17 protein-coding genes are annotated in these 19,906 nt (G+C 71.1%); 6 read left to right on the top strand and 11 right to left on the bottom strand.

What is annotated here, in order from left to right:
• Positions 1-59 precede the first annotated feature (59 nt).
• The 3 genes from AB0G56_RS13170 (at position 60) to AB0G56_RS13180 (ending at position 3,397) form a co-directional block, all read left to right on the top strand.
• Positions 60-1,253 carry an anhydro-N-acetylmuramic acid kinase gene (locus AB0G56_RS13170; RefSeq protein ID WP_360968067.1) on the top strand — a complete coding sequence of 398 codons (1,194 nt, stop codon included), beginning with the start codon at positions 60-62 and terminating at the stop codon, positions 1,251-1,253.
• Positions 1,254-1,572: 319 nt separating this feature from the next.
• The gene (locus tag AB0G56_RS13175) at positions 1,573-2,061 is read left to right on the top strand and encodes a GNAT family N-acetyltransferase (protein WP_360968070.1); all 489 of its coding nucleotides are present in this window, start codon (positions 1,573-1,575) and stop codon (positions 2,059-2,061) included.
• Positions 2,062-2,218: 157 nt separating this feature from the next.
• On the top strand, positions 2,219-3,397 hold the full coding sequence (locus AB0G56_RS13180; protein WP_360968073.1) for a PP2C family protein-serine/threonine phosphatase: 1,179 nt from the start codon (positions 2,219-2,221) through the stop codon (positions 3,395-3,397).
• A 57-nt stretch (positions 3,398-3,454) separates the two neighbouring features.
• On the opposite strand, the gene AB0G56_RS13185 is transcribed toward AB0G56_RS13180, so the two are convergent.
• Complete coding sequence (locus AB0G56_RS13185; RefSeq protein WP_360968075.1) at positions 3,455-3,913, bottom strand: MarR family transcriptional regulator; 459 nt, start codon at positions 3,911-3,913, stop codon at positions 3,455-3,457.
• A gap of 63 nt (positions 3,914-3,976) precedes the next feature.
• Here AB0G56_RS13185 and AB0G56_RS13190 point away from each other — a divergent pair, with 63 nt between their 5' ends.
• Both AB0G56_RS13190 and AB0G56_RS13195 read left to right on the top strand, forming a co-directional pair.
• Positions 3,977-4,345 carry a VOC family protein gene (locus tag AB0G56_RS13190; RefSeq protein WP_360968078.1) on the top strand — a complete coding sequence of 123 codons (369 nt, stop codon included), beginning with the start codon at positions 3,977-3,979 and terminating at the stop codon, positions 4,343-4,345.
• A gap of 277 nt (positions 4,346-4,622) precedes the next feature.
• Positions 4,623-5,720, top strand: coding sequence for an FAD-dependent monooxygenase (locus tag AB0G56_RS13195; RefSeq protein WP_360968081.1), 1,098 nt, complete (start codon positions 4,623-4,625; stop codon positions 5,718-5,720).
• An 87-nt stretch (positions 5,721-5,807) separates the two neighbouring features.
• On the opposite strand, the gene AB0G56_RS13200 is transcribed toward AB0G56_RS13195, so the two are convergent.
• From AB0G56_RS13200 to AB0G56_RS13220, 5 genes are all read right to left on the bottom strand, one after another.
• Positions 5,808-7,010: a bifunctional class I SAM-dependent methyltransferase/NUDIX hydrolase gene (locus AB0G56_RS13200; RefSeq protein ID WP_360968083.1), complete on the bottom strand. Its 1,203-nt coding sequence runs from the start codon at positions 7,008-7,010 to the stop codon at positions 5,808-5,810.
• A 30-nt stretch (positions 7,011-7,040) separates the two neighbouring features.
• Positions 7,041-8,516 carry a methyltransferase gene (locus AB0G56_RS13205; protein ID WP_360968086.1) on the bottom strand — a complete coding sequence of 492 codons (1,476 nt, stop codon included), beginning with the start codon at positions 8,514-8,516 and terminating at the stop codon, positions 7,041-7,043.
• Between the two features lie 256 nt (positions 8,517-8,772).
• Positions 8,773-10,737 (bottom strand): ABC transporter ATP-binding protein, encoded by a 1,965-nt coding sequence (locus AB0G56_RS13210; RefSeq protein WP_360968388.1) that lies wholly within the window; start codon positions 10,735-10,737, stop codon positions 8,773-8,775.
• Between the two features lie 23 nt (positions 10,738-10,760).
• Positions 10,761-11,072 carry a hypothetical protein gene (locus AB0G56_RS13215; RefSeq protein ID WP_360968089.1) on the bottom strand — a complete coding sequence of 104 codons (312 nt, stop codon included), beginning with the start codon at positions 11,070-11,072 and terminating at the stop codon, positions 10,761-10,763.
• A 1,393-nt stretch (positions 11,073-12,465) separates the two neighbouring features.
• A complete protein-coding gene (locus tag AB0G56_RS13220; RefSeq protein ID WP_360968092.1) occupies positions 12,466-13,305 on the bottom strand; it encodes an NAD(P)H-binding protein in 840 nt (279 codons plus the stop codon).
• A gap of 93 nt (positions 13,306-13,398) precedes the next feature.
• Between AB0G56_RS13220 and AB0G56_RS13225 the strand changes: the two genes are divergently transcribed.
• Positions 13,399-13,782, top strand: coding sequence for a helix-turn-helix domain-containing protein (locus tag AB0G56_RS13225; RefSeq protein ID WP_360968095.1), 384 nt, complete (start codon positions 13,399-13,401; stop codon positions 13,780-13,782).
• A gap of 16 nt (positions 13,783-13,798) precedes the next feature.
• Here AB0G56_RS13225 and AB0G56_RS13230 read toward each other — a convergent pair whose 3' ends face one another.
• The 5 genes from AB0G56_RS13230 to AB0G56_RS13250 form a co-directional block, all read right to left on the bottom strand.
• Positions 13,799-14,296 carry a hypothetical protein gene (locus AB0G56_RS13230; protein ID WP_360968098.1) on the bottom strand — a complete coding sequence of 166 codons (498 nt, stop codon included), beginning with the start codon at positions 14,294-14,296 and terminating at the stop codon, positions 13,799-13,801.
• Entirely contained in the window at positions 14,286-15,395 is a 1,110-nt protein-coding gene (locus tag AB0G56_RS13235; protein WP_360968101.1) for a hypothetical protein, read from the bottom strand. The genes AB0G56_RS13230 and AB0G56_RS13235 overlap by 11 nt, the downstream gene beginning before the upstream one ends.
• The gene (locus tag AB0G56_RS13240; protein ID WP_360968104.1) at positions 15,392-17,215 is read right to left on the bottom strand and encodes a hypothetical protein; all 1,824 of its coding nucleotides are present in this window, start codon (positions 17,213-17,215) and stop codon (positions 15,392-15,394) included. The genes AB0G56_RS13235 and AB0G56_RS13240 overlap by 4 nt, the downstream gene beginning before the upstream one ends.
• A 167-nt stretch (positions 17,216-17,382) precedes the next feature.
• Positions 17,383-18,138: a TIR domain-containing protein gene (locus AB0G56_RS13245; protein ID WP_360968107.1), complete on the bottom strand. Its 756-nt coding sequence runs from the start codon at positions 18,136-18,138 to the stop codon at positions 17,383-17,385.
• Positions 18,139-18,151: 13 nt separating this feature from the next.
• The gene (locus AB0G56_RS13250) at positions 18,152-19,759 is read right to left on the bottom strand and encodes a helix-turn-helix transcriptional regulator (protein ID WP_360968110.1); all 1,608 of its coding nucleotides are present in this window, start codon (positions 19,757-19,759) and stop codon (positions 18,152-18,154) included.
• Positions 19,760-19,906: the final 147 nt, after the last annotated feature.

The following is a 19,906-nucleotide window of genomic DNA, read 5'->3' on the forward strand; positions in this document are numbered from 1 at the left end:
CCGGCGCCGCCCCCGTCCGCCTCCCCGTCCGCGCGGCCAAACCCCCGCCGGGAGGCGTCGTGCGGGTGATCGGCCTCATGTCGGGCACCTCCTACGACGCCATCGAGGCCGCCGCCGCGGACCTCGCCCTGGACGGCGACACCCTGCTCCTGCGGCCCCTCGGGCACCTCTCGCTCCCCTACCCGCGGCAGGTGCGGGACCTGATCGCGGCCACCCTGCCGCCGGCCGCCACGACCAGCCAGGCCGTCTGCGCCCTGGACACCGGCATCGGCCAGGCCTTCGCGGACGCGGCCGTACGGGCCCTGCGCGAGCTGTGCGACGGCGCCGCCGACCTCGTGGTCTCGCACGGGCAGACCATGCACCACTGGGTCGAGGACGGCACCGTCCGCGGCACGCTCCAGCTCGGGCAGCCGGCCTGGATCGCCGAGGCCACCGGCGTCCCGGTCGTCTCCGACCTGCGCAGCAGGGACGTGGCGGCCGGCGGCCAGGGCGCACCCCTGGTCGGCATGACCGACACCCTCCTGCTGCGCGCCCTGCCCGGCACACCCGCCGCCCTGAACCTGGGCGGCATCGCCAACGTCACCGTCGTCGCCCCCGGCGCCGCACCCCTCGCCTTCGACACCGGCCCGGCCAACGCCCTGCTGGACGCGGCCGTACGCCATTTCACCGACGGCGCCGCCGGCTACGACGAGGACGGCCGCCGGGCCGCCGCCGGCCGCACCAGCCCCGCACTGCTCCGCGTCCTCCTCGACGACCCCTACTACCGCAGGGCCGCCCCGAAGACCACCGGCAAGGAACACTTCCACCTGCCCTACCTCCAGCGGGCGCTGGAGGCGGCGCCCACCCCCCGCGCCGACGACGTCCTGGCCACCCTGACCCGGCTGACCGCCGTCACCGTGGCCGACGCGTGCCGCGCCCACCGGGTCACCGAACTCGTCGTCTCCGGCGGCGGCATCCGCAACCCGGTCCTGATGCGCATGCTCGGCGACGAACTGCCCGGCGTACGCCTGCGCCCCAGCGACGCCCTGGGCCTGCCCTCCGACGCCAAGGAGGCCCTCGCCTTCGCCGTCCTCGGCTACCTCACCGTCAACGGCCTGCCCGGCACCCTCCCCTCGGGCACCGGCGCCCGCCGGGCCACGCTCCTCGGCAGCATCACCCCGGGCCGCGGACCCCTGCGCCTGCCCGACCCCGCGCCCCGGCCCCCGCACCGGCTGCGCGTCACGGGCCCCGTACGCCGACCGGTGACCCCGTAGGCGCTGGGCGTCGAATCAACGTCTGCCCCGCGCCGCCACGAACTCCCCCGAGGCGGGGACGGTGCTGTCAGCGGACGGAGCCCTCGGACGGGGACGGGTGGTCAGGCGGACGGCGCCCGCTGCCGGTCTGCGGCCGCCCGCGCGGAGGTGGTTCCGTCCGGTTCGACGGCGACCAGGTCGCCGGCGGGCGACCCATCGGGCGGCAGCGACGTCGTCCACAGGTGCCTGGGCGAGTGGCTCCCCGGAGCGGTGCAGGAACGCCTCCCCGAGCAGCCGACCCGCCGTACGGAGGCACCTCCCGGTGCGAAATACTCTCCCGATGGGTTCACGCACCTCCCCGATCAGCCAGCCGGTCACGATACGGAGGGCCGTCGCGAGGGATGCCAAACGGCTCACGCGGCTCGTGCGTGGCTCAGGCGCCTACGAGGGCAAGTACGCAGCCGCAGTCGCGGGCTACCGGGTCGGTCCCGACTACATCGAGGCCCATCGCGCCTTCGTGGCCGTGGACGCCGACGAGCATGGGGGCCGGGTCCTCGGGTTCTACTCGCTCGTCCTCGCTCCGCCGGAGCTCGACCTGCTGTTCGTCGCCGACGAAGCGCAGGGACGGGGCATCGGACGACTCCTCGTCGCGCACATGCAGTCCCAGGCCCGTGCCGCCGGGCTCGACCGGGTCAAGGTCGTGTCGCATCCTCCCGCCGAGGGTTTCTACCACCGCGTCGGTGCGGTGCGGATCGGGACAGCGCTCGCGATTCCGCCCGCCGTACTGTGGGACCGTCCCGAATTCGAGTTCCGCATTCCTTCGGAATGACGCGGCGCGCCGGTTCACAGGGCACCGGCTGCGCCTGCCTGGCGGCCGGAAGCAGGAACCTCGCCGGAAGAGAGAACCGCGAGCGGGCGTGATGGATGTACCAGGTGAAGAGGGGCGAACACGGGGAAGAAGGAGCGGCAACCGACAGGAGGTTGTCATGAGTGGCGGGGATCTGGAACTGGGGCAGCTTCTGGCCGCCGCCGAGGCGGCACCGCCCGGAGAGTCCGTCGAGGTACTCGCGAACGACCTGCGCAAGCGCTTCGGGGCCGAGCGTGTGTCGTTCCTGTTCGTCGACCTCGTGGGCCGGCGGCTGCTGCGCCTGACCACACAGGCCGAGGATGACATGGGGGGCGCTCCCGAGCGGATCGACCTGGAGGGCAGCGTCTACGACGCAGTCCTGCGCAGCCAGCGCCAGCACGTGGAACCGGACGGCCAAGGCGGGCGGCGCGTGATCTCACCGGTGACCAACCGCGGCGACTGCATCGGTCTGCTGGAGGCGACGATGCAGAACGCCGACGACACCGTGCTCGCGCAGATCGAGGACGCGGCGCACGCACTGGCCTACATCATCGTCACGGACCGCCGCTTCACCGACTTCTACCACGCGGGCCGGCGCACCACCCGGACCAGCCTGGCCGCCGAGATCCAGCACCAACTGCTTCCCTCGGCCGCCTGCTGCGAGGCTCCCCAGTTCACCCTCGCGGCAGGGCTGGTGCCGGCCGACGACATCGGCGGGGACACCTACGACTACACACTCGATCGCGACACACTGCACCTGTCCATCACCGACGCCATGGGCCACGACACCGACTCCGCGCTGCTGGCCACGCTCCTGGTCGGCGCCATGCGCGGCGCCCGCCGCAGCGGCTGTGACGCACTCCGGCAGGCGCAACGCGCCCACGACGCCCTGCTGACCCACAGCCGCGGTCTGGCCACGGGACAATTGCTGTGCGTCGGCCTCGCGACGGGCACCTGCGAACTGGTCAACGCAGGCCATCCCCGGCCTCTGCGCCTGCGCAGAGGCGCCACGGAGGCCGAAGAGCTCCAGCTCGCAGTCAACCTCCCCTTCGGCGTGGCAGCCCCCACCTCCTACCGTGTCCAGGAACTCCAGCTGCTGCCCGGCGACCGTCTGGTTCTGCTCACCGACGGCATGCAGGAACGCGGTGCCGGAACCGTCGACCTGGCATCCCTCGTGTGGGACACCCGCACCTCACATCCCAGGGAAGCCGTGCGCAGCCTGACCACCGCGGTGCTGGACGCCTGTCGGGGAAAGCTCAGGGACGATGCCACTGTCCTCATCCTGGACTGGCACGGTCCGCGGCGCGAAGACGGGTAGAGCCCGGTTCGCCGATCAACCTGTCCGGGCGCGCCGGGACGTGCGCCGAGGAACGAGCTATGCACCGTCGGGGCCGTCGCGCAGCGAACGAATCATGCTCTGCAGGATCCGGAACGCGTCCGACTGCTCGGTCCCGGTCATGCCGGCCAGCATTCTGACCTCGACGGACCGGACCGCTACGGTCGCCTTCTCCAGGCTCCGTCGGCCCCGAGGCGTGAGCCGCGCGGGAAGGGCCTTCCCGACGGGCGCCTCCGCGGGCCTGGTCACGTAGCCCTCTCGTTCGAGGGTCTGGAGCAGCACGTTCATCGACTGCCGTGTCACGAACGCGCCACGCGCGAGCTCGGAGTTCGACAAGCCCGGCCGTTGAGCCAGCAGTTCGAGGCAGGAGTAGTGCGTCACGCTCATCCCGAGTGGCCGCAGCACCTCCTCCATGGCTGCGCGCAGGGCGCTCGAAGCCTCTTTCAGCAGGTAGCCCAGGGACTTGTCCAGGTCGACACCGACACCGTTTTGACTCATGTCAGGATTCTGACATACCTTGGCCCGTGTCAGGAATCTGACACGAAGGGAAGGAGCATCACCATGCCCGTCACCGGCCCCGACTTCATCTCGCTCCAGGCGCGCGACCTCGACGCTTCGCAGGCGTTCTACGAGCAGTACCTCGGCCTCGTCCGCTCGCAGGCCGGACCTGCGCACGCCGTCGTCTTCGAGACGAAGCCGATCGCGTTCGCGCTCCGCGAGGTGGTTCCCGGCACCGATCTCGCATCCGTTGCCCGGCCCGGCATCGGTGCCGCGATCTGGCTCCACGCCACCGACGTCCAGGCCATCCACGACGCCCTCGTCGCCGACGGTCACACCATCGTCTCCGCGCCGATCGACGGCCCCTTCGGCCGGACGTTCACCTTCGCCGACCCGGACGGCTACCACGTCACTCTCCACGACCGCACCTGACGAGCCCCCGAGGATCGACGTTCCCCCGAAGACCGCCATCCGCAGAGTGCTGCGTGCTGGTGATGTCCACCTGCTCCACGCCCGGGGAACGGCGGAAGCCGAGCCGCCACAGCACTAACGGATAAGAAATTGAATCGGTTAGTAAAGACTAACGGTTAGTGTTACGTTGGCTGTGTGAAGAGAGTGAGCTTCGCCGAGTCCGACGGTCCTGCGCCCGGTTGGTGTCTCCCGTCGTCGGCTGGTCTCACCACCGCACCGGACGGCAAGGGGAGCAACGATGCGCACTGTGATCGTAGGAGCGGGCCTGGTGGGGCTCACCACCGCGGCTTCGCTGCGGTCGATCGGGCACGAGGTCATCGTGCTGGAACACGCACCGCAGGTGCGGGCCGCCGGGGCCGGCATCGCCCTGTGGCCCAACGCGCTACGGGAGTTGGACGCCCTCGGTATCGGCGACGACGTCCGGCGCATGGGCAAGAACGTCGACGCCTGGTACTTCGACGCCGCCGGACACCCGACACGCGCCGCCGGCTACGACCCGGCCGTTCACCAGTTCCTGATGGTGCCGAGGCCGGACCTGAACAACCTCCTCGCCGACACCCTCGGCAGGGACCGGATCCACCTGGGAACACACGTCACCGGCTTCACCGAACACGACACACACGTGGAGGTGCACCTCGCCGACGGTGCCCCGCTGCAGGCGGATCTGCTGATCGGGGCGGACGGTGTGTACTCCGACGTGCGCGCCGCCCTGGTGCCCGGCAGCGCGGCGGTCGCGCATGCCGGCAACTACGCCTGGCGGGCCGTGCTGCCCTCCGGGAACGAGCGGCCGGAGGGCACAGTCGTCACGATCGGCACCGCGCGGACCCGAGGCGGCTACACACGAGTCGCACACGGCCGGACCATGTGGTGGGTCGGCCAGTTCGACGCCGGTGAACTGGCCGGCAGCAAGAAGGACCGGGCGCTGCGGCGAGCCCGCAACGTGGCCGAGTCCGGCTGGCACGACGAGCTTCTGGACATGATCGCCGCCACGCCGGAGGAGTCCATCCTGGAGAATCAGATCATGCTCGTCCCTGAGCTGCCGCGCTGGACCACGGACCGGGTCGCGCTGATCGGGGACGCCGCGCATGGCCTGTCCCCGCACATCGCGGCGGGCGGCACCCTGGGCATCGAGGACGCCGGAGTGCTGCGCGCCGAACTGGCGAGCGGATCCGCCACACCCGCCGCCCTCGCCCGTTACGAGAGCGCCCGCCGACTCCGGTTCGAGCAGGTGCGCGAGCATTCCGCCGCCGTCGAGCACGCCGACGGGGCCGCCGAGTCCGCCGAGCGCTACGCCGCCTTCACTCACTGGATGATCACCACCGCGCCCACTGCCTGATCCCTGCCCAGGACCGTCATCCGCGGCAGCCGAGGTCATGGCGCCGACGCCAGGTTCCCGCCCGGGGGGCCGGGGGCTTGCGGGGTGTCATGCCATGCCGTCCACCGATGCCGAGGGCGGTGGGTCGTAGGCGAAGGGCGTGAAGTGCGCGGGGGTGTGGTCGATGGGCAGGCCGGGGCGCCAGGCCGTCAGGATCTGCGCACTGCACACGAACAGACCGCCGGGAAGCTGATCGAGTGGATGCCAGGCCCAGTCGCCGACGCTTTCGCCCGGCCGCGTGGCCGGCCGGCCACGCCAGGCATGGACGAGCGCGCCCACCGTGACCCGCAGAGTGCCTTCGACGTGGTCGACGAGCGTTCCCAGGAGCGTGACATCGGCAGGGCGGGCGATCAGACCGGTCTCCTCACCGAGTTCGCGGACCACGGCGGCCGCGAAGGACTCCCCGGCCTCGACGGTTCCCCCGGGCAGTTCGAGGGTGCCATGACGATGGCGGCCCAGCAGCAGCCCCTGCTCACCGAGGAGGATCGCGCCGACGCCCACGGCCGCGTGCGCCAGAGGGGGCTCGGCGCCGCGGGGGCGGCTGGAAACCCGCAGCGGTCGGCCGGGCAGGCGGCGGGCCCGGATGAGTTGCTGGACGACCGGGACACTCTCCTCGGGATGGCGCAGCAGATCGATGGCTTCGACGCGGAACCCGTACTCGGTGAGCAGGTCCTCCCACAGCTGCGGTGCCAGAACCCACATCCGGGTCGGCAGGGGTGGTTCCTCGCGCATCAGGATCATCTGCTCACGCGGTGCCACTTCCGTGGACGGGCCGCGACCTCGCAGATCAGTGTGCAGGAGCGAAAGGATCAGCGGCGCGCCAGGGCACAGGCCGTCGCGCAGTGCGGGCAGCACGCGGTGCGGGTCGATGAACGCCAGGGTGCCGATGGCGTACGCGGCATCGAACGGCTCGGCGCCGGCGAGGAATTCGACGACGTCCCCCTGCGTGAATTCCACGCCGGGGACATTCGCGTGCGTGGAGGCCGCGCGTTCGTACTGGGTGGCCGACAGTTCGATCCCGGTGACGTGAGCGCCGTGGGCCTGGGCGAGATGAACGGCGTGGTGGCCGGCCCCGGAGCCGATGTCCAGTACACGCTGTCCGGTGATGTCACCGAGGACTTCGGCACCCGGCCCGACCCCCTCCCAGGGCGTCCAGGCCAGGTGGTCGGGGACGGGTGGCATGTAGGCGTGAGCCAGTCGGCGTCGGCCGTAGACGGTCCAGGCTCGGGTGTTGATGTCGTCGGCGGACACGGTGTCTCCTCGGTGGTGGCGCGACGCGGATCAGGTGTGCGTGACGAGGTAGGCCGGGCCTTCGCCGCGACGGGCTCGTTCGGTGGCGTCCAGACGGGCGAAGGACCGGGGCGCCATCAACTCCTGCCAGCCGGCGAGGTCGTGGACGGCCCACATGTCGTGCTCCGCGGGATCGAGGCGGATCCGGCGCAGCTGGTCCGTGGTGAGCCGACCGCCGTCGAAGATGAACCCCACCTTGTTCAGGGGCGTCCGGGGCCCGGCGTGCAGGAAGTGGGTCAGCAGCAGTCTCGGTGTCCCCAGGCCGAGTTCGAGACCGGTCTCTTCCACCGCTTCGCGTCGGGCGGTCCCGAGTGGATCCTCCCCGTACGCGTCGAGGTTGCCGCCGGGGAACTGCCAGAGCCGGGATCCGTAGACCGAGCGCAGCTGTACCGGCCGGTCGTGCTCGTCGCGGACGTACAGGCAGCCGTACACCGCGTGGTGGGGAACGGTCCGCGCGTACTGCGACGGTGTCATCGGCATGGGACGTCCGGGCCGTGCGGTGCGATGGTCGAACTCGAAGGCGAGCGCACCGAGCGCCTCCTTGGCCGGCGGGTAGATGTCGCGGAGGCTGACGAGCAGCGCGTCGGGCCAGCCGTCCGGGTCGATGCGGCCGGGATCCTCCGTTTCGAGCAGATCCTCGAACGAGGCGTACGGGGTGATCCGCTGTACGACGATGTCGAGTTCCCGGTCGCTGCTCCGGTCGTGGAAGACGATGGTGTCCCCGACTTCGACGGCCGCCTTCTCGGGCGTGGCGACGCGGACCTCGATCGTCTTGCGCCCTGACTCCACCTGCCCGTAGCAGCGCCCCGAGAGGTGGAAGTGATGCGGGCGCCGGGGGATGACCTCTTCCGCGCCGGGCGCATTGGACGGTGTGCGCTGTGCTGCGACGTGCGGGGCGGTCCGGTGCCGGCGTGGGCCGCGCAGCACGAGGAATACCAGCCCGTCGGCGTCATGCCGTTCCGACGCCGTCCACCGGCTCCGCAGGCGTGCGAGCTCGTCCTCGGCCAGGGCGATACCGCGCCGGTCGGCGGGGGTGTCGGCGGCGAGCGGGGTGATGATCACGAGGGCGCCGCCCGGCCGCAGCCGCCGGCCCAGCGCGTCCAGGGTACGGTCGCGGCAGGTGAGGAACGGGGCGACGAATCGCAGAGTGATCAGGTCGTAGCCGTGGCCGCGCAGTGCGGCCCCGTCGTCCTCCTCGACGTCGATACGGAGCCATCGAGCGGCGGCACCGTGCCGGGAGCAGGCCTCGGCGAGCGCGGTCTCGGACCAGTCGACGGCGTCCACGGTGTACCCGGCCGAGGACAGGTGTGCGGCGAGTTCGCCGGTCCCGCACCCGACGTCGAGAGCCCATCCGTCGGCACCGGGAGGCACATGTGCGGCGAGCAGCGAGCGTTCGGCGTCGGTGAGCGGCCGGTAACGCCGTCCTTCCGCGTAGCCGCGGTCCCATTCTTCCTGCGTGGTGAACATGGGTGGAAGTACGCCCTTCTCGATGTCGGTGTTCGGGCTCTGCAGCCGCCGGAGCCGATTTCCAGGCCGCGGTCGCCGGGCTCCAGGCGGACGGCTTCCAGCGGGTCGGCCTGCGGCCAGGGCGCCGAGGCCGACCGCGGGGGTCCGGATGTGGTCGGCCTCGGCGAGCCGGTCGGTCAGCTGGTGCCGCGGTGTGCCTGCTTCGTCGAGTTCGGCGGGAGGAGGTGCCTCACGGAGTGCCTCTCCGTCGGGCGGGTCACGCGGGATCCGCGACGGTGGGGGCGGTGGGGTTCGGGATGCCGGCGGTGGGGGCGTACTGGGCGGCCTGCGCGTCGAACATCGCGGCGTACCGCCCCTGGACGGCCATGAGTTCGTCGTGTGTTCCGTTTTCGACGAGGTGTCCCGCGTTGAGGACGTAGATGCGGTCAGCATGGCGGACGCCGGACATGCGGTGGGTGACCAGGACGACGGCCCGGTGGGGTGCGGCGAGGCGGCGGATGCGGTCGAACGCTTCGATCTCGGCTTCGGGATCGAGGGCCGAGGTGGGTTCGTCGACGATGAGGACGCTGTCCGCCTGCGAGGTCGTGCTGCGCCAGTGGGTGCGGGCCAGACCCACTTTCTGCCATTCGCCGCCGGAGAGTTCGACGGCACCGCGGAACATGCGGGCCAGCAGACTGTTCAGGCCGTCGGGGAGTCTGGCGACGACCGGGCCGGCGCCGGCGTATTCGACCGACGGCCGCAGGTCCTGTGGTGTGGCGGCGTGGGCGGGGCGGCCGAGACGGATGTTCATCGCGGCGGTCACGGGCCAGCGTTGGAAATCCTGCGTGAGCAGGGAGACACGCTCGAAGACCTGCGATCGGTCGAGGCCGGTGATGTCCGCCTCGCCCCAGCGCAGCGAGCCGGTCTGCGGCAGGAGCATGCCCGAGAGGATCTTCATCAGTGTGCTCTTGCCGGAACCGTTCTCACCGACCACGGCGGTGACCGACCCCATCGGCAGGGTCAGGGACACCTGTTCCAAGGCAGCCGTGTCCCGGTCGGGGTAGCGGTAGGTGACGCCTTCGAGGACGACCTCCTTGATCCGCTCCGGCACCGGGTCGCCCCCCGTGGGGAGGGTGCGCTGCGCTGCCTGGGACAGGAACCGGCCGTGGTCGCGGACGTAGAGGGACTCCTCGTGCAGTTGGTTGATGTTCATCACCAGCGCGCCCAGGCTCGCCGATCCGGTCCGTACCGCGATCACGGCGGTGCCGGCGATGGCGAGACTCATGTGCCCGGCTGTGATCAGCCAGAACATGGCCCCGTAGGTCGCGGCCATCGCCAGACCGGACAGCGCGGAGGCCACCCATTCGGTGGTCGACTTGCTGGAGGCGAGGCGCTCCTGCTCGGCTTCGGCGCTCTCGGCCATGCGCTCGTAGCGGCTGAGGAGGAAAGCGCCGACGGCGTGGAGGCGGACCTCCTGGGCGGCGGTTCGCTCGGTGAGCAGGTTGCCGATGAGGCGGCTGGCTCGTACGTGCTCGATCCAGCTCATCCCCGACACGTACCGCTCCTGGGCGACGCGCATGGCGCCCCAGCCGCGCGGGGCGGCGATGAGGATCAGCATGGGGAGCAGGAGGGGGTGCAGCACGGCTAGGACGCCGGCGGTGGTGACCAGGGAGATGAGGCCGTTCAGGGCGGCGACGCAGGCGCCGATCATGCGGCGGGCGGAGCTGGGGCCGTGCTGGGCGATGTCGACGAGCCGGCGGAAGTCGGGGTCGTCGATGGCCTCCAGCTCCACGTCGGCGGCTGCGGCCAGGTACTGGGTGGTGGCGATCCGTTCCACCTTCGGTTCCAGGCGTCCCGCGCGCGAGGTGGAGCATGCGGAGAGCGCGGAGTTGGCAACAGCGATGGCGGCGGCGGCCAGCAGTCCGGGTAAGAGCGCGTGAAGCCTCTGGGCGGCGGTGCCGGTTCCGGCGAGCAGGGCGTGCATGACGGCGTTGATGGCGAGCAGGCCGATGGCGGCGGCGATGCCCTGGCCGAGTTCGCTGACCGCTACGGTGAGCAGGGCGCGCCGGTCGGCCTGCCACGCCATGCGCAGGGTGGCGCCGACGAGGGCGGGCATGGTGCGCAGCGCGGACATCATGGTCAGGTCCAGGCTCGCGTGCTCGTGCTGAGCCCAGCCCAGGTCGTAGCGCAGCGGTCCGCCGAACAGTTCTTGCTCGGCGTCCGAGACGCGGGGTTCGGCCATCTTCACCGGTCCGAAGAACCTCTTCACCGGGCGCCTCCTGGGGTGGGCCGGTTCAGGGCCCGGTGTGACGGGCCGTGGGCGAGCATGCGGAAGACGACGGTGGCGCAGGGGTGGCGGTCCGGCCGGGACTTCTCCCTCGGTACCCCGAACAGCCTTTCCTGCCCGTCCGGTTCGGCGATGTGCGGTCCTGGGCGGTGGGCGACGCGGCGCCGCGCGGGTGAGGTGTCGCGGGTGCCGAGGTGAGGAACGGCTGCACGGCGGGCGGTCACGGTGCGCCGGACCCGCTCCACCCGGGAGGCGAGGGAACGCGGAAGAGGGGGAGCGGAGTCCGTCATGCCGGGTACCTCGTATCCGGGCATGCCCCGTCGGCGACGGGTACCGCACGGTCGGCGGCAGGGCGGGCGGCGGTGGTGGTGTCCGAGGAGACAGCAGGATTTTCGAACGCAGGATGAACGAGCGCGGAGCGGCCTACGGGATGCATGGGGACTCCTCGGTGTGGAATGCGGACAGGCGATCGGACAACGGGGGTTCTGCTGTCGCCGTAACGGGTGCGCGCGGGCGAAATCTAGAACCCGATTTCGAATACCGGACTCTCTCCTTGTGTGGCCGCGTATGCCGTGCCGTGATGCTGTGTTCGATCACTCTTGTGGGTTGCGGTACTTCTTCCGGGGGATTGCCGGGTACCGCCTTGACGTTGAGCAACGGACGCTTCAGCCCAGTCTCCGCGAGCGCGACGGGCTTGGACAGCGACTGCGGGCCGACGATGAGCAGGACGCCGGGCCCCGATCCCGTCGCCCGTGATCGCCTGCCGCGTCGAGGGGCCCGCTCGGGCAGCGCTCAGGGCAGGTCGGGTGGCGGTACGGCGCGGGCGGCCCTCGCGCCCGGCGTAGGCGCCGAGTCGAAGTCACGGCGGCGACGGCGTCGAGCAGGGGACCCGCGTACGGTCCGCCGGGGCACCTCGCCGAAGGTGTGGAGAAGGCCGGATCGCGCCCTTGTTCCAGGACGGGCGGCCTCGCCGAGGCCGCCGCGGAGCGGCAGCGGGGAGGGGGCGACCAGCGGTATCGACGACACGGTCCGGCCGATGTCCTCGAAACTCGGCGACGAGCCGGCTCAGCCCGCTTCGGCGGCGGGGCGGTGGACGCCGTCCGCGTCCCATGAGGCGCGCCGCATCGCGGGGACGGCACTCCGGGAGTATCCGAAGGGGAATCGGCGGTGGCCCCTGAACCGGGTCAAGGCCGGGCTGTGACCGCGAGGGCGCTGACGCGGCCCTCGTACTCGCGGCGTACTCGCGGCGTGCTCGCGCCGCGCCGGGACCGGCGGGCCGCCCTGGGCGCCGCCGAGGGGGTGGCCGCCGCCCAGGCGCGCGGGGCGGCCCGTGTGGGGTTTCGGGGCCGGGATGTGGCCGGACGTGCCCGCGTCCTCCACGAAGGTGCCCGGGGCGTCGCCCCCGGCTTCGGCCAGGGCGAGGCTCTGCCGGGGGGCCGACTGTTGGTCGGTCCAGACCTGCGGGTGGACCAGGCTCGTTCGCCCACGGGGAGGGGAGCAGTCCGTGAGGTCCCCGGACTCGTCGGGCCGACAGGGTTGGGCTGCTCGGCCGTTCAGTGCGGTTGCAGGGCCGGGCGGGGCCCGGCCGGAGGCCATGTCAGCGTCGGCTTCGGCTGATGTTCCTCCCTTCGTCAGCAGCGGATCGCCGAGCACCGGGAGCGGTTCCGGCGGTGTCGACCGGGCTCAGCGGAAAGCGGCTGCGTTGCGGACGGCCCAGTCGGCGAAGGGACGTGGGGCGCGGTCCAGGACCCGCTGGACGTCCGGGCTGACGCGCAGCTCGGCCGGGTTCGGGGAACCGAGGATGTCCAGAGTGTCGTCGGCCAGCTCCGCCGGCATGCTCTGGGTCATGGCGGCCTTGGCTTCGTCGCGAGTGAGCTCGTGGAACCTCACCGGTGAGCCCAGCGCGGCGGCGATGGCCTCCGCCTGCCGGCGCGGAGTGATCAGCTCCGGGCCGGTCAGCTCGTACACGGCGCCTGTGTGCCGGTCATCCAGCAGGCAGGCCGCCGCGACCGCGGCGATGTCCGCAGGGTCGATGATCGGCACGCCGACGTCACCGAAGGGTGCGGCGACGACCTGTTGCTTGCGGACGGACTCGGCCCACCACAGGGCGTTGGAGGCGAATCCGCCCGGCCGCAGGATGGCCCATTCCAGGCCCGACCCCCGCAGCTTGTCCTCCAGCGCGCGCATCGCCTTTCGCGTCGGGCCGAAGGGCCTGGTCACCACGCCCTGCGTGGAGAGCAGGACGACTCGGCGGACCCCGCTGCCCGCGGCTTCGCCGATGATGGCGGCAGGGTCGGCTCCAGCGGCGTGCAGGTCGCCGGACAAGAGCAGGAACAGCGCCTTCGCCCCGGCCAGCGCGGGCCTGAGGCCGACCGGCTCGGCCAGGTCGGCCGCCACGTGGCGGACGCCGTCCGGCACCGCCGCCGGGCGCCGTGACACCGCCGTCACGTGCTGGCCCGCCTCGGCCAGCGCCTGCGTCAACGGTCGGCCGATGTTCCCGGTAGCCCCGGTCACCACGATCATGAGCTGCTCCTTGTCGGATGTCTTCTGTGGGCCTTCACGCTAGGAGCACGGGCTAACTCCTGGTAAGGACATACCTTCAGGTAAGCTCATGACGTGGCGGGAGGCGTGCAGCACAGACGGGCCGACGCGGCGGAGCGGTATGACGTGTTTCACACGGACTGCCCCGCGCGCGATGTGGTCGACCACGTGACCAGCAGGTGGGGCATCTGGGTGCTGATCTCGCTGCGGAGCAACAACCTCCGGTTCTACGAACTGCGCGAAAGCATCCAGGGCATCAGCGAGAAGATGCTCGCCCAGACCCTGCGCGCGCTGGTCCAGGACGGCCTGGTCTGGCGCGAGGTCGAACCGGCGACGCCGCCCCAGGTCACCTACGGGCTCACCGAGTTCGGCCGGGACGTCGGTGAGCCGCTCGAGGAACTGTTCGACCGGATCACGCGGCGGCTGCCCCCTGGCCTCAAGGGCACCCCGGACCGCTGAGAGCAGGCGGCACGGTTCACCCGTCGGGCTCTGCTACTTGATCCGTTCGGTGTCCTGCCCTTCCTCCACCCTCGGCGCGGTCCGCGGATCGGTGAGTGTGGAAGGTGAGTTCGGTGATGCGGCCTGCTTGGATGACGGGGCCGTGCTGGACGCCACCGCTTATGTGGTTGTGCGTGGTGTCGCCCCGCGCAGCCGAGGCGTCGGACAGCTGTCGCAGGGAGGTGAGCAGAGCGCGCAGGTCGTCTCCGGTGGCCTGCCCGGCCGCGACGAGCCGGCGCAACTGCGCCTGGCACTGGGCCGTGACGTCGGAGGCGGCCTGCTCGCCCTGCGCGGCTTCGGCGGTGAGCAGGCGGTTCCTGGCGTCGTCCAGGTCGGCCAGCGCAGCGGGGTGCGAACCGGTCCGTGCCAGCACTCGTCCTACGAGGTCGCGAGCATGCGTCCATGAGTCGGTGACCATGAGGGAGACCAAGGTGGTTGCCCCCGACGCCGCGAGTGTGGCCAATTCACTGTCCATGGTTGCCCTTCGAATCGGCCGCGACGCCGGATGCCCTGTCGGGAGCGCCGGCGGGGGGATGCGACTCCTCATCGTCGGGGGCGGAGGTCGTCGGCGGGTCGAATCGGCGTAGCAGGTCCTCGGCCGACTCGTGGCGATTCTGCTGTTTGATGATGTGGGAGAACTGCCTGGCCACCATCGCTCGCCTGGCATCCCCCTCGGGGAAGCCCAAGGCGTCGAAGAAACCCGAGAGATGGTCTGCGGCTGTGCGTTCGGGGGGAGCGGAAGCGCAGTCCTCCTGCGGGTGCTCCGTAGCGGTCGGCTCGCCCAACTGCCCTGGCAGGAGGGTCTGAAGCCGCTCGGGGATGTCGGTGTCGTTGGCCGCGGACGTGAGTTGCGCGAGCAGGGAGAGGTCCGCCACCGTCCTCTCCACATGTTCGTCGTTCTTGGCGAGCCACCAGACTACGGCGCTCCCCGTATCCTTGAGCACGTCCTCGCCCAGGTACTGGCGTCTGCTCTGCTCGTAGGTGCGTTGGTGTTCCCAGACCGCCTTGTCCTTGCGGACGTCGGCGAGCCTGTCCAAACGCTGCTGGTCCTGGTCGAGCAAGGTGAGGCTGATGTCCTCCGCCATGGCCTGGAGGTGCCCCGCGGGGTCGAGAAGCATACGGCTGAGGTTGCCGCCGAGCTCGTGCTGCACGAGCGAGGCCTGGCCCGGCTCACGTTTCTCGGTGATGGCGCGGGCCCGGTTCAGGACGGCCTCGACGGCCAGGCCCGCCGGGTTGAGGACGGAGGAGACGGCGGGTGATTCGACGGGATACCACCGTACGGTCGCCGAGAAGACGAAGTCGTAGTCGTCCCAGAGGCTCGGCAGCGCCACTTGGCTGACACGGCACTCCGTGCGCTCCACTGGGGGAGCCGTGAGTTGTTCCTCGAAGCCGGCCGGTATCGGGCCGCGGCGCGACGAGGCGATCCGGAAGGCGGCTGCGGGGACGAGGAGGAGGAGTACCGCAAGGGCCGGCCACACGCATGCGGGCCACCGTTGTGTCAGGCCTACGATGGTCAGCAGCAGGCCGCACAGGACGGTGAGGAAGACGGCTGTGGTCTTTCGCGCGGTCGTCACGGTCGTTTCCCCCTGGCTGGTGCCGGCGGTGGGGTGGCCGGGCCGATGCCCTGCGCCACGCTGATCTTGTGGAGTAGCAGTTCGGTGGCTTCGGCGCTGCGTGTGGGGGCGTCGGGCGCGGTGCGCTCGGCTTCGCGAGCACTCGCGTACAGCGCGGCGAAGGCCTCGCCCCGTCCGTCCCCACACCGTCCGGCCGCACCGACGAGCAGGTCGAGCAGAACGTCCCGGAGGCCTCCGGCGTCCTCCGCCGCCCAGTGGAGCCAGCGTTCCGCCTGTGGTTGCCACGTCGGGCGCGGCAGGTCGGCCAGCACCGCCTGCCAGCACGTGGTCAGGGAGCGTTGAACACCGGGCTCCTCCACCAGCGCGCGTGGGCTGCCGGAAGGGTCCGTCAGCGGCTCCGGATCGCAGACGCCGAGGAAGATCTCCAGGTCGGGCGGCGACAAAGCGGAGCGCGCCAGCCGGTCGAGGAGTCGTCGGCGCAGTCGGCGACTGCCGACCACCAGAACCTTCAAGGCTTGCAGGGCGCGTGTGGTGCCGCGTTCCCGCCGGGCCAGGTAGTACAGCCTGAGCAGGGCCTGGTCCGGGTGACTGGCCGCGAGGACATCCGCGCAGACCTGGACGAGGACCTGCGCGAAGGGTTCCGTGAGGCGCCGGTAGGCACACCACTGGTAGATACGTTCGCGGAACTCCCTGCCGTGCGCCGGATCATTGAGCCCACAGGCGAGCGCCAGCACAGCTGCGGCTTCCAGCCGTGTCCTGCTCACCGCTCCGGAACTCCACCGCTCGGCGAGTGACGCCAGCCCCTCCGCGCGGCCGGTCCGCAGGTACTGACCGGCGATACGGGTCACCAGATCGTCCCGGACGGCACGGGTGAGGTGCGGCTCGGTCGAACTCACGACGTCGGCGGCCCAAGTACCGAGGTGGGGCCGCAGGTCGGGCATGTGGTCCCAGAAGTGTGCGCGGACGGCGGAGTCGAGAGCCAGCTCCGTGAAACGCACGTGTCCGCCCGGTCCGGTACGGGCGGATACCTCGTCGAGTCGCTGGGCCAGGTCTTTGTGCCGAAGCAGCGGGACCTCTTCCGGCGAGGGGTCGACCGTGTCCAGCAAGAGGCGGGCAGCGCAGTGGATGACGTCGGCGTGCGCCCCGTGGAGCAGGGATACGGCGATCAGCAGGGCCCGTTGAGGTGCCTCGCGCAGCCCGGCGACGAGTCTGGCGACCTCCCGCCGCCGGTCGTTGCGCGCTCTCCTGGCTGCAAGGCACCACTGGGCGAACCCCTCGTCGGGCCGAGCGGCTTCACGGGCACGCCGCACCAGGTCCGCGAAGTCCGCGATCTCACGTATCGGTCTCGGCTCGTCCAGGAACTCCTCGACGGTGATGTCGTGTCGCATGTAGTGCTCGTACGGCAGACCGTGCAGGCGCAGGTGCCGCCTGAGCACGTGCCGGCCGTCGGGCGGTCCGATCTCGACCCGGTAGTGCTGGAGACCGGGGTCGAGGGTGGCGTCGTGTGGCATGACGACCACGAGGTGTGCGTCCTGTTCATGGACGGTCCTGCGGAGGGCCGAGAGGCCGGCCCGTGCCGTGGACCACTGTGTGTCGTCGGCGGCGGACAGGTCCAGCAGCAGCTGGTCGCCGTTTTCGACCAATGCCGGATCGTGAAGAGGCAGCTCGTCCTCCTCGTCCGGCAGCAGTTCATGGAAGACACCGCCTGCCTGGTGGTATTCGCGCAGGAGCACCCGAGCCGCGGCGGTTCGCCCGCTGCCCGGCGTGCCGTCGAGAATGACGGTGCCGGTGTCCGCGAGCGTGGCGCGAGCCTTTCCCATGTTTTCCGGGGCGACCAACACACGGCGTAGCCAACGGAGTTCGTCCTCGGCGATCCGCCGGAAGGTCGGCCTGTCGGACTCCGGTGAGTGCGCGCCCACATAGATGTCGCCCGAGCCCGTGTGTGTGACGCCCTGAGGGTTCTCCACTCGGGTGCTGGTGTACGGGCTCACCGGCCGTCGTCCTCCCGCTGGTCCGGCTCACCGAACCGGTGCTGGATGTTGCCGTGGTGGTCGCCTTCGAAGTAGATCGTGCCGTCGCCCGAGATGTGCCGGCCGCCCGACACATGGCGGGAGTTCTGGTAGATGTGCCCATGGCCCGTGTGCACGGGGCCGTGCGAGCCCTTGATGACGGTACCGCCGACGTCTCCGGTGAAGTCACGGCTCTGCACGGCCGTCCCGCTCACGTCGCCGATCGAGTTGGTCACGGTGTCCTGGGCCCGCGGGGTCGCTTCGTCCTTGCTCAGGTCGCGCAGGCCGGGGACCGTTTCAGCCACCAGGTCGCCGATGCGTCCGACACCCGCCGCGGTGTCGTGGGTGTCGAACGGGACGGACTGGAGGTCGGCGAGCCGGGCCAGTTCGCTCGGCAGGTGGGCCTTGTTCAGCCGGTTCGTCTTCCGGCCGTCCAGGATGGGAACGACCGGAACCTCGCAGGCGAACGCCTCCTCGATCTCCCTGCGCACCCAGTCCTCCGGGTCGTTCAGCCGGGTCCGGAAGTTCGTCCAGTCCGGCCCGACGACGGCCAGGAGAAGGGCGCTGCCCCGCAGCGCGGCCAGCAGTTTTTCGGGATATGCCTCGCCGGGAGCGATGGACTTCGACGCGCGGAAGATGTGCTGCGGGCCGAAGCGGCGCGACAGCTCCTGGTCGAGCAGGGCGGCGGTCTTCTCCCCGTCGCCGGTGCGGTAGTTGATAAATACCTCGCGCATGGTGGTGCCTCCCTCAGGAAATGGACAGATGTGCCAACGTGCCGAGCCGTGGCCCCAGTCGGAGTACCGAAGGGTGATCCGAATGGCGGGCGAGGACCCGTGCCAGTCGTCGCAGATCGGATGTGACGGTCGCTGAGCGCACTGCCGCCGCACTGTCGAGCAGCGGTGCCGTCAGCGCGCATGCGTGGTCGATCTCTCCGGCCGACGCATAGGCGAGCGCACGCCGCACGCCGTACCGCACCTGTGTACGCACCGCGTCCTGGCCGACCAGGGCGAGTTGCCGGTCGAGTTCCTCGGCCGCCTGCCGCGGCCGGCCGAGGTCGACCAGGCACCACCCGGTGACCATGCCGACCGGGTCGGGAAGGTGCATGGTGCCGATCACCGGCTCGTCGGAGTCCTTGTCCTGGCGGGTGAGGAGCGTGCGAGCGCGGTCCAAGGCGTGCAGACAGGCACGGAGATCACCCGCGAGCGCGTGCCCTTGCGCCTCGCGCTGTGCGGCCAGCCCGCGGATGCGTGATGGCAGTGTGCCGCTCTGTGCGCGGCGGGCCAGGGCGACCGTCTGCTCGGCGTCGTCCCGGTAGAGCGTGACCAGTGCTCTGCGGACCAGGGCGTAGCCTGCCAGTGCCGGGTCGCCGCCGGCAGCCGCCAGATCGACCGCGCGCTGCGTCCACCACAGTGCCGCGCGTTCGTCCCCGGTTTCCTGCACCAGCCAGCCGACGTACTCGGCGTACCGGGAGCCGAGGGTCAGTAGTTGCCTACATGTCCCGGTGTCGGTCTGCGCGGACAGTTCCCGCAGCGTGTGCGTCTGTGCGATCAGGACGGGCAGGAGCAGACCGGGCTCCACGGTCTGGCCCAGCTTCCGGTAATGCGTGAACAGTGAGCGGGAGGCCTCCAGCATGTCGGCACCCGCGGCGGGGGAGGGCGGGGCCCCGTCCGACCGCCACGCCATGACAGACGCGACGCCGGCCCCCATCACCTCCCGCCGGCCCACGGGCTGGAATCGGTTCGGGCCGTCCGGTGACAACTGCATGACCCAGTCCTCCTCGTCGACGTGGCCCAGTGCTGGTTCGGCGGGTGTGGCGGCAACGGTCCGGGGGACCAGGGCAGTCAGTGCTCCGTCGGCACCGAGGGCGGCGTCGCACAGTCGGACGAGGTCACGGCTGGGCGCCTTGAGGCCTCGCTCGACTTTGCTCAACTGCGCCTTGCTGTAATGCACGGCTGCGGACAAGGCCGTAAGGCTCAGCCCCGCCGCCAGTCGCCGCTTCCTCAGTTCCTCGCCGAACTCGACGGACGGCTGCGGCACGGAAACCTCCAAGCACCTGACCGTCCGGGCGAGTTGCCGCTGCAGGAAAGAGTGCGGCATGTCCTCCGGGCGGACAAGGAGATCGATGTCGTTTCCCGTTTCCTTCTCCGACGGCGGGGCGCCGCATTCATGGGCGCTGGAATTCGTTCCGGACACAGAGCTGGCCGTGACGTGCCCCACCGGCCGCGCTGCGACGCCGTCGACCGGTCGCCCGGTGGCCGACCGGACTGGAGCCGTGACGTGAAGGTGAGGGTCCATGGGCCGACGAAGCCGCTGGATGCCGGAACCGGGCCTTGCGTTCTGGGCCGGTTCGCGCACCTGGCGCGGCTCGGGGCCGGTGGACCGGGCGTCGCCTGTTCTCGCCCGCGGCGTCCCGCTGGACGGCCTCACCGGCTACTCGGGTCCGGCGACGTCTTCCGGCGCGATCACCTTGTCAAAGGCCGAGGCGCCCTGGCCACGGACTCC

This window comes from Streptomyces sp. NPDC021356, from assembly GCF_040641015.1.
Taxonomy (GTDB): domain Bacteria; phylum Actinomycetota; class Actinomycetes; order Streptomycetales; family Streptomycetaceae; genus Streptomyces.